The sequence below is a fragment of the Micromonospora sp. NPDC047187 genome, from assembly GCF_040643355.1.
GTDB lineage: Bacteria > Actinomycetota > Actinomycetes > Mycobacteriales > Micromonosporaceae > Micromonospora > Micromonospora salmantinae.
Genome location: NZ_JBEYUF010000049.1, coordinates 1 through 9,865, shown reverse-complemented (window position 1 = coordinate 9,865; position 9,865 = coordinate 1). Strand labels below are relative to the sequence as shown.

6 protein-coding genes and 1 pseudogene are annotated in these 9,865 nt (G+C 71.2%); 5 read left to right on the top strand and 2 right to left on the bottom strand.

Going from position 1 to position 9,865, the window contains the following annotated elements; translation table 11 throughout:
* Positions 1-142: 142 nt before the first annotated feature.
* Positions 143-796 carry an MBL fold metallo-hydrolase gene (locus ABZ794_RS33615; RefSeq protein ID WP_357519447.1) on the bottom strand — a complete coding sequence of 218 codons (654 nt, stop codon included), beginning with the start codon at positions 794-796 and terminating at the stop codon, positions 143-145.
* 7 nt (positions 797-803) lie between these two features.
* The gene (locus ABZ794_RS33610; protein ID WP_357519445.1) at positions 804-1,520 is read right to left on the bottom strand and encodes a maleylpyruvate isomerase family mycothiol-dependent enzyme; all 717 of its coding nucleotides are present in this window, start codon (positions 1,518-1,520) and stop codon (positions 804-806) included.
* A gap of 178 nt (positions 1,521-1,698) precedes the next feature.
* Here ABZ794_RS33610 and rsgA point away from each other — a divergent pair, with 178 nt between their 5' ends.
* The 5 genes and pseudogenes from rsgA to ABZ794_RS33585 all read left to right on the top strand — a co-directional run.
* Complete coding sequence (gene rsgA, locus ABZ794_RS33605) at positions 1,699-2,769, top strand: ribosome small subunit-dependent GTPase A (protein WP_357519443.1); 1,071 nt, start codon at positions 1,699-1,701, stop codon at positions 2,767-2,769.
* A gap of 255 nt (positions 2,770-3,024) precedes the next feature.
* The gene (uvrA, locus tag ABZ794_RS33600) at positions 3,025-5,970 is read left to right on the top strand and encodes an excinuclease ABC subunit UvrA (protein ID WP_210785012.1); all 2,946 of its coding nucleotides are present in this window, start codon (positions 3,025-3,027) and stop codon (positions 5,968-5,970) included.
* Positions 5,971-6,131: 161 nt separating this feature from the next.
* Positions 6,132-6,623 carry a Rieske (2Fe-2S) protein gene (locus ABZ794_RS33595; protein WP_210785011.1) on the top strand — a complete coding sequence of 164 codons (492 nt, stop codon included), beginning with the start codon at positions 6,132-6,134 and terminating at the stop codon, positions 6,621-6,623.
* A gap of 184 nt (positions 6,624-6,807) precedes the next feature.
* A complete protein-coding gene (gene uvrC / locus ABZ794_RS33590) occupies positions 6,808-8,796 on the top strand; it encodes an excinuclease ABC subunit UvrC (RefSeq protein WP_357519441.1) in 1,989 nt (662 codons plus the stop codon).
* 864 nt (positions 8,797-9,660) lie between these two features.
* A pseudogene (locus ABZ794_RS33585) lies at positions 9,661-9,865 on the top strand (phytochelatin synthase); the annotation flags it as partial.

The following is a 9,865-nucleotide window of genomic DNA, read 5'->3' as shown; positions in this document are numbered from 1 at the left end:
GATTGATCCCTGCGCCGGGCACGGCGGGCCCCCGCCCCCGTCGCGGTTCCGGTTTGTGCGAGGGTGCCGCCGCCGTCGGTGGGTATTGATCTTGATGGTTCTGTACCGACGGTTGGTGATCTTTGTTGGTGGTTTGGTGGGGTTACCAGCCTCTGGCTTTCCACTGGGGGAGGGCGGGGCGCTCGGCGCCCAGGGTGCTGTCCTTGCCGTGACCCGGGTAGAACCAGGTGTCGTCCGGGAGCTGGTCGAACAGCTTGTGCTCGACGTCACCGATCAGCGCCGCGAAGCGCTCCGGGTCCTTGTCGGTGTTACCCACCCCGCCGGGGAAGAGACTGTCGCCGGTGAAGAGGTGCGGGGTGCCGGCCGGGTCGCGGTAGAGCAGCGCGATCGAACCCGGGGTGTGCCCCTTGATGTGGATGACCTCCAGCGCGCAGTCGCCGACCGGCACGGTGTCGCCGTCGGCCAGCCGCTCCGCCTCGATCGGCAAACCCGACGCGTCATCGGCGTGCACCAACGCCCGGGCGCCGGTCTTGGCGACGACCTCCTCCAGCGCCACCCAGTGATCCATGTGCTGGTGGGTCGTCACCACGGCGGTGAGCCCACCGTCACCGATCAGTTCGAGCAGCCGGGGCGCCTCGTTGGCGGCGTCGATCAGCACCTGGTCACCGGTGCCCGTGCAGCGCAGCAGGTAGGCGTTGTTGTCCATCGGACCCACCGACAGCTTGCTGATGGTCAGCCCGTCCAGCTCCCGAACCGCCGGTGCGCCGCCGTGCGTGACGTCTCCGCTGTATGTCATGACGTTTCTATATCCATTCCGGTGGAGTAGGCAGGGGACCGTCAGGGGTGACGGAGAGCTGGGCGCCGTCGGCGCGGCCGATCAGCCAGGCGGCGAGGTCGGGGGCGGGGCCGGCGACGACCGGGGCGTCCACGCGCTCCCCGATCACCACCTCATGCTCGCTGCCGTCGAGGCGCAGCACCATCGACGGCGGTGTCGGCCTCATGGCGTGATGACCGGCCGCCTCCCGCAGCAGACGGTGGGCGAACGTCTCCGACCAGTCCGCGGCCCGGTAGTCGGCGGCCAGATCGAGGTGGTGCACCTCGATCTCCCGCAGTCGACCCCAGACCAGCAGCGCCGCCGGCCACGGGCCCTTACGCGCCTGCACCGTCGCCGCCCAGGCGTCGGCCGGCATGGCCGCGACCGCCTCGGAGAACAGGTCCGCGGTGCGTCGCAGGTCGTCCAGGTGCGCGGCCGGCGGCCGGCCCGAACCGGCTTCGATGTCCGCGGTGCGGGTGTCCAGCGAGGCGTACATCGGCAGCGCCGCCCCGGTGCGGGCCGCGGTGAGCAGGTTGACGAAACCGTCGGCGTTGCGCGCCACATGCGCCAGCACGTGGCCGCGCGTCCAGCCCGGCAGCAGCGACGCGGCGGCCAGGTCCGCGGTGTCGAAAGAAGCGGCGGTACGCAGTAGTCGCCTGGTGGCCGCGTCCACCTCGCCCATCAGCAACAGCGGATCCGTTGTCACCCGTCGACCCTAGCGGTCCGCCGTCGCGCCGTCGCCGCGGAAATCGCTTTCGGCGCGTCGGCGCGCGACCTACCGTCAGCGGCAGACGCGGCACCGGGACATCGGACGGAGGTGGTGATCATGCCGGACGTGGCACGCGTGTTCCGCCATCACCAGCTTCGACACCGATGAGGATGCCATGACGATCGATCTGACCGCCCTCGGCTGGGACGCCGAGCGGACGGCGTACGCCGCGCGCCGCGGCGAGCACCAGCCGGGTCGGGTGGCCCGGGTGGACCGGGGGGTCTGCACGGTGCTCACCGCAGTCGGCCCGGTCCGGGCCAGCCTGGGTGCGGCGGTGCTGAACGTCGCCGCACGGGACCCGTCCGCGCTGCCCTGCGCCGGGGACTGGGTGCTGCTCACCCACTGGCCGGACCGCCGCGTCACAGTGGAGGTGGTGCTGCCGCGGCGAGGCGCGCTGATCCGGCGTACCGCCGGCAAGGACGCCAGCGGTCAGGTGCTGGCCGCCAACCTCGACGCCGCCGCCGTGGTGGAGCCGGTGCACCCCGAGCCGGACGTGGGCCGCATCGAGCGGCTGCTCTCCCTGGCCCACGAGTCCGGCGCCCGGCCACTTGTCGTACTGACCAAGGCGGATCTCGCGGCCGACCCGGCCGCGCTGGCCCGCCAGCTGGCCGCCGTCGCCCCCGGGGTGCCGGTGCTCCCGGTCAGCGCCGAACGTGGCCTCGGGCTGGAACCGTTGCGTGCCGAGGTGACGCCCGGCCGCACGCTCGGCCTGCTCGGCCCGTCCGGTGCGGGCAAGTCGAGCCTGGTCAACGCCCTCGTCGGGGCGGTGATGATGCCCACCCAGGCGATCCGGCGCGTCGACGGCAAGGGTCGGCACACCACCACCTGGCGGGCCCTCGTGCCCATCCCCGGTGGCGGTGCGGTGATCGACACGCCCGGTGTCCGGGCGGTCGGCCTGCTGGACGGCGCGACCGGGCTCGACCGGGCGTTCGCCGACATCGCCGGGCTGGCCGAGGGTTGCCGGTACGCCGACTGCGGCCACGACGGCGAGCCGGCCTGCGCGGTCCGGGAGGCGCTGCACACCGGCGAACTCTCCACCCGTCGGTGGGAGAGCTGGCGGCGGCTGCAGGGTGAGGTGGCCCACGAGAGCCGGCGGCGGGAGGCCCGGGTGGCGGCGGAGCGACGCGGCGGCTGGCGTTCGGCCCGGCGTCGGGCCGCGCGTCCGCCGACGCCCGGCGGCTACTGACCGGGCGCCCGCCGACGCGCGGGCGCCCGGGCCTACGGGCGGCGCGGCCGACCGGGCTTGCGGGCGGCGCGGCCGACCGGGCTTGCGGGCGGCGCGGCCGACCGGGCTGAGCTGGGGGAATGTGCGGGCGAGGGAAACTGTCACACCTCGGGGCTAGAGTTGCCGAGGCGTGTTTTCCGCGCCCGTACGACCGCTCAAGACCACCCAGAGCGGGACAGATCCTTCGCTTCGTCTTCTCCCGGGAGTACACGCACCGTGGCCGACCGACTGATCATCCGTGGCGCGCGCGAGCACAACCTGCGTGACGTCAGTCTCGACCTGCCCCGGGACGCACTCATCGTGTTCACCGGGCTGTCCGGGTCGGGCAAGTCGAGCCTGGCCTTCGACACGATCTTCGCCGAGGGGCAGCGCCGCTACGTCGAGTCGCTCTCGTCGTACGCCCGGCAGTTCCTCGGCCAGATGGACAAGCCAGACGTCGACTTCATCGAGGGCCTGAGCCCGGCCGTCTCGATCGACCAGAAGTCCACCTCGCGTAACCCGCGCTCGACCGTCGGCACCATCACCGAGGTCTACGACTACCTGCGTCTGCTCTACGCCCGCATCGGTGAGCCGCACTGCCCGGTCTGTGGTGAGCGCATCTCCCGGCAGAGCCCGCAACAGATCGTCGACCGGGTCCTCGCCATGGCCGAGGGCACCAAGTTCATGGTGCTCGCCCCGGTGATCCGTGGCCGCAAGGGCGAATATGTCGACCTCTTCGCCGAGCTGCAGGCCAAGGGCTACGCCCGGGCCCGGGTCGACGGCGTGGTTCACCCGCTGACCGAGCCGCCGAAGCTCAAGAAGCAGGAGAAGCACACCATCGAGGTGGTGATCGACCGGCTCACCGTCAAGCCGAGCGCCAAGCAGCGCCTCACCGACTCGGTCGAGGCCGCCCTGGGGCTGTCCAGCGGCCTGGTCCTGCTCGACTTCGTCGACCTTCCCGAGGACGACCCGGACCGCGAGCGCCGCTACTCCGAGCACCTGGCCTGCCCCAACGACCACCCGCTCGCCATCGAGGATCTCGAGCCTCGGGTCTTCTCCTTCAACGCGCCCTACGGCGCCTGCCCGGAGTGCACCGGCCTGGGCACCAAGAAGGAGGTCGACCCGGAGCTGCTGGTCCCCGACCCGGAGCGCAGCCTGCGTGAGGGCGCCATCCAGCCCTGGTCCACCGGGCACAACCTGGAATACTTCCTGCGCCTGCTGGAGGCACTCGGCGAGGCCCAGCACTTCGACATCGACACCCCGTGGCGGGCGTTGCCGGCGCGGGCGCAGAAGACGATCCTGCACGGCTCCGACGACCAGGTGCACGTGCGCTACCGCAACAAGTACGGCCGCGAGCGCTCCTACTACACCGGCTTCGAGGGCGTGGTGCAGTGGATCGAGCGCCGGCACTCCGACACCGAGTCCGAGTGGTCCCGCGACAAGTACGAGGGCTACATGCGCGACGTGCCGTGCGCGGCGTGCGGCGGTGCCCGGCTCAAGCCCGAGGTGCTCGCGGTCACGCTGGCCGGCAAGAGCATCGCCGAGGTCTGCAACCTGTCAGTGGGGGAGTGCGCCGACCTGCTCGCCGGCATCGAGCTGACCGACCGGCAGAAGATGATCGCCGAGCGGGTCCTCAAGGAGATCAACGCCCGGCTGCGGTTCCTGCTCGACGTCGGCCTGGACTACCTCTCCCTGGACCGCCCGGCCGGCACGCTCTCCGGCGGTGAGGCACAGCGCATCCGGCTGGCCACCCAGATCGGCTCCGGCCTGGTGGGCGTGCTCTACGTGCTCGACGAGCCGTCGATCGGGTTGCACCAGCGCGACAACCACCGGCTGATCGAGACCCTGATCCGGCTGCGCGGGCTCGGCAACACGCTGATCGTGGTGGAGCACGACGAGGACACCATCCGCACCGCCGACTGGATCGTCGACATCGGGCCCGGCGCGGGTGAGCACGGCGGCAAGATCGTGCACAGCGGCTCGGTGCCGGCGCTGCTGAAGAACAAGGAGTCGATCACCGGGGCGTACCTGTCCGGTCGGCGGTCGATCCCGACGCCGACGGGCCGCCGCCCGCAGGACCCGGCCCGCGAGCTGGTGGTGCACGGCGCGCGGGAGCACAACCTGCGCAACCTGACCGTCTCGTTCCCGCTGGGCCAGCTGATCGCGGTCACCGGGGTCAGCGGCTCGGGCAAGTCGACGCTGGTCAACGACATCCTGTACGCGGTGCTGGCCAACCAGATCAACGGCGCCCGGCTGGTGCCCGGCCGGCACACCCGGGTCTCCGGGCTGGAGCACGTGGACAAGGTCGTCGGCGTGGATCAGTCGCCGATCGGCCGCACGCCGCGCTCCAACCCGGCCACCTACACCGGCGTCTGGGATCACGTCCGCAAGCTCTTCGCCGAGACCACCGAGGCGAAGGTGCGCGGGTACGGTCCGGGCCGGTTCTCCTTCAACGTCAAGGGCGGGCGCTGCGAGGCGTGCTCGGGTGACGGCACCATCAAGATCGAGATGAACTTCCTCCCCGACGTGTACGTCCCCTGCGAGGTCTGCAAGGGCGCCCGGTACAACCGGGAAACCCTGGAGGTGCACTACAAGGGCAAGACCGTCTCGGACGTGCTGGAGATGCCCATCGAGGAGGCCGCCGAGTTCTTCTCCGCCATCCCGGCCATCCACCGGCACCTGAAGACCCTTGTCGACGTCGGCCTGGGCTACGTCCGCCTCGGCCAGCCCGCGCCGACCCTCTCCGGCGGTGAGGCGCAGCGGGTCAAGCTCGCCTCCGAGCTGCAGAAGCGCTCCACCGGGCGGACGGTCTACGTGCTCGACGAGCCGACCACCGGTCTGCACTTCGAGGACATCCGCAAGCTCCTGATGGTGCTGGAAGGGCTTGTCGACAAGGGCAACACGGTGATCACGATCGAGCACAACCTCGACGTGATCAAGACCGCGGACTGGCTGATCGACATGGGTCCCGAGGGTGGCCACCGTGGCGGCACAGTGCTCGCCACCGGCACCCCCGAGGAGGTCGCCGAGGTGGCCGACAGCCACACCGGCGAGTTCCTGCGCCAGGTGCTCAAGCTCGACGGCAAGGCCAAGGGTGCGGCTGCCGCCACCACCCGGGCCGCCAAGGCCAACGGCGTGACCAAGGCGCGGGCCAGCCGTAAGGTGCCGGCCGCCGCGCGTTGACCAATCTGTGCGTGTTCGCGGGGGCGGGGCGGGTCGGTTGACGACCCGCCCCGCCCCATTTGCCGGGTCGGACGAGTACGCGATGAACCATCCGGCACAGTTGCCCGTGTGGAGAAGTGTGGCCGGCTTTCGACCGGCAGCGGGCTAGAGAGAGGCGAGGCATGAGTGACGATCAGGCGCTGACCGGTTCGGGTACGCAGACACGTCGTACCCTGCTCACCGGCGTCGGGGCGGTCGGCGCGGCCGTCGTGCTGGCTGCCTGCGGCAGCGACGACGGCGGCAACGGCAGCGGCAGTGACGCACCCACCAGTGGTGGCCCCGCCGTACCCAGCACCGGTGACGCCGGCGGCGGCGACCGGCAGAACGCGCAGTCGTTGGCCACCACCGCCGACATCCCGGTCGGAGGCGGCAAGGTCCTCGCCGCCGAAGGTGTGGTCATCACCCAGCCCGCGGCGGGCCAGTTCAAGGGCTTCAGCCCGATCTGTACGCACCAGAACTGCCCGGTGACGAACGTCGACGGCGGCACCATCAACTGCACCTGCCACGGCAGCAAGTTCTCGATCGAGGACGGCTCGGTGAAGGCCGGCCCTGCCACCAAGCCGCTGCCGCCCAAGAGCATCAAGGTCACCGGCGATCAGATCTCGCTGGCCTGATCCGACGTGGGGCCGGCGGGCCGGCCCGGCCGCACGCTGACCGGTCGGTCGGCCCGGCGTCGCAGGGTCGACCCGCGTTTCGGGAAGCCGGGGTGTCAGCGGGGTGTCGACACCCCGGCTTTCGGGACGCCGAGTGGATCACGCCTGCGGTGGGCTGTCGGTGCTGCGGACTAGGCTTGTCGGCGTGGCTGACCCCTCGACCTACCGCCCCGCACCCGGCACCATCCCGGAGCTACCGGGGGTCTACCGCTTTCGCGACGGCACCGGCCGGGTGATCTACGTCGGCAAGGCGCGAAATCTGCGCAGCCGGCTCAACTCCTACTTCGGCGACGTCTGGAACCTGCACGAGCGCACCCGGCAGATGGTCACCACCGCCGAGTCGGTGGACTGGATCACCGTCGGCACCGAGGTCGAGGCGCTCCAGCAGGAGTTCACCTGGATCAAGCAGTACGACCCGCGGTTCAACGTCCGCTACCGCGACGACAAGTCGTACCCCTATCTCGCCGTCACCCTCGACGAGGAGTACCCCCGGCTGCAGGTGATGCGCGGCGCCAAGCGCAAGGGCGTGCGTTACTTCGGTCCCTACTCGCATGCCTGGGCCATCCGGGAGACCCTCGACCTGCTGCTGCGGGTCTTCCCCGCGCGGACGTGCTCCGCCGGGGTGTTCAAGCGGGCCGGCCAGGTCGGTCGTCCCTGCCTGCTGGGCTACATCGGCAAGTGCTCGGCGCCGTGCGTCGGCACCGTCTCCGCCGAGGAACACCGGGCCATCGTCGACGGGTTCTGCGACTTCATGGCCGGGCGCACCGACACCATGGTCCGCAAGATCGAACGCGAGATGACCGAGGCGAGCGAGCAGCTGGAGTTCGAGCGGGCCGCCCGGCTGCGCGACGACGTGGCCGCCCTGCGCCGGGCCATGGAGAAGCAGACAGTGGTGCTCGGCGACGGCACCGACGCGGACGTCGTCGCGTTCGCCGACGACCCGCTCGAGGCGGCTGTGCAGGTCTTCCACGTCCGCGACGGCCGGGTCCGCGGCCAGCGCGGTTGGGTGGTGGAGAAGACCGAGGATCTGACCACCGGGGACCTGGTGCACCACTTCTGCACCCAGGTGTACGGCGGCGAGCACGGCGAGGCCGACGTGCCTCGGGAACTGCTGGTCCCCGAGTTGCCCGCGGACGCCGACGCGCTGGCCGAGTGGCTCTCCGACCACCGGGGCAGTCGGGTGTCGCTGCGGGTGCCGCAGCGTGGCGACAAACGCTCACTGATGGAGACGGTGGAGCGCAACGCCAAGGACGCGCTGGCCCGGCACAAGCTCAAGCGCTCCGGTGACCTGACCACCCGGGGCAAGGCACTGGACGAGATCAGCGAGGCGCTGGGCATGAGCACGTCGCCGCTGCGCATCGAGTGTTTCGACATCTCCCAGATCCAGGGCACCGACGTGGTCGCCAGCATGGTGGTCTTCGAGGACGGGTTGCCCCGCAAGAGCGAGTACCGGCGGTTCATCGTCCGGGGCGCCACCGACGACCTCTCCGCGATGTCCGAGGTGCTGCGTCGGCGCTTCGCCCGCTACCTGGACGCGAGGGCCGAGACGGGCGAGGTGGGCGTGGAGTCGGCCGACGACTCGGCCGCCCCCCAGGACGCGCTCGAGCCCCAGGTCGGCGTCCTGATCGATCCGACCACCGGCCGGCCCCGAAAATTCGCGTACCCGCCGCAGTTGGTGGTCGTCGACGGCGGCGCCCCACAGGTCGCGGCCGCCGCGCAGGCCCTCGCCGACCTGGGCATCGACGACGTGGCCCTGTGCGGGCTGGCCAAGCGGCTGGAGGAGGTGTGGCTCCCGGACGACGAGTTCCCGGTCATCCTCCCGCGCACCTCCGAGGGGCTCTACCTGCTGCAACGGGTGCGTGACGAGGCGCACCGGTTCGCCATCACCTTCCATCGGCAGCGCCGCTCCAAGCGGATGACCGAGTCGGCACTTGACCACGTGCCCGGCCTGGGCGAGGTGCGTCGCAAGGCGCTGCTGCGGCACTTCGGCTCGCTCAAGCGACTCTCGGCCGCGACGGCTGAAGAGATCACCGAGGTGCCTGGGGTGGGGCGGCGTACCGCCGAGGCGATCCTGGTCGCCCTGGACAAGGACACGAAGACCGGCGACGGCGCCGAGGCGAAGTCCAGCATCTGAGCACTGTCGTCGCTCGCCCGGCCGGAGGCGCAGCCGACCCGCCCACGCTGACTGTTTTCGCCCGCCCCTTCGTCGGCGGTCGCGCCCCCATGATCGTGCTCGATCCTGGATGTAGTGGCCTCGTGGCGCAGGGAGGGGACTGTCTCCTGGATCGAGCACATCTAGCGGCGGTCCGCGCCGGGCTCTGCCCCCGCCTCCGACCGGGTCCGGGGCGGACGAACGGCGCAGACCGGCATGATCCACTCGGCTTTTATGAAGTCGGTGCATCCCCGCCGCCGGGACACCGCGACTTTCAGGAACCCGAGTGGATCACGCCGTCATGGCCTCCGTGTCGGGTTCGCCCCGGCCGCTGGGTGGGTGGTTTGTCGGGTTTGCCCTTGGGTGTCGGGTGGTCCGGGCCACCCCGGCGGCGGAATCGGCGGCCGGGCCGGGTCGTTATACCTGGCAGACCACCGCAACAGTCCAGGTCATGGCGGGCCGACCCCCGCCGGGAACACCCGCCAGGCCGCCCCGGTTACATCCCCCGGACGCCCGAGCAGCACAACGGCCGGGCACGGCAGCCGCCGGGAACACCGGCCGGGCAGCCCCGGTTACATCCCCGAACCGCCGAGCACCACAACGGCCAGGCAGCCGCGGGGAACACCCGCCCGGCAGCCCTGGTTACATCCCCCGCACGGCCGAGCAGCACAACGGCCGACCCCGGGTAGGCGGAATGATTCGCCACCGGCACCCGTTGCACCCTGTCCCGACGCCGACCCCCTCGTCGCGGGTCACCGGGCAGAACCCCTTCGCACTTCCCCCGCACGCACTGATCCCCCGTTGAGTGCCGTGCGGGCACCCCCGACGCCAGAGGAGCACGCCATCATGCGTACCGATCTGATCCGTAAGACCGCCCTGACCGCTGCTGGCCTCGCCTTCACCGGCGGCGCCATCGCCGGACCGGTGACCGCCGCGTACGCCGCGTCGGATGCCAAGCCGGCCACCCAGACGCAGAGCGACCGTAAGCCCGCCGGTGAGCGTCAGCTCGGTGTGCGCTACGAGGCCCAGCCGAACTTCTACTACTGCGGCC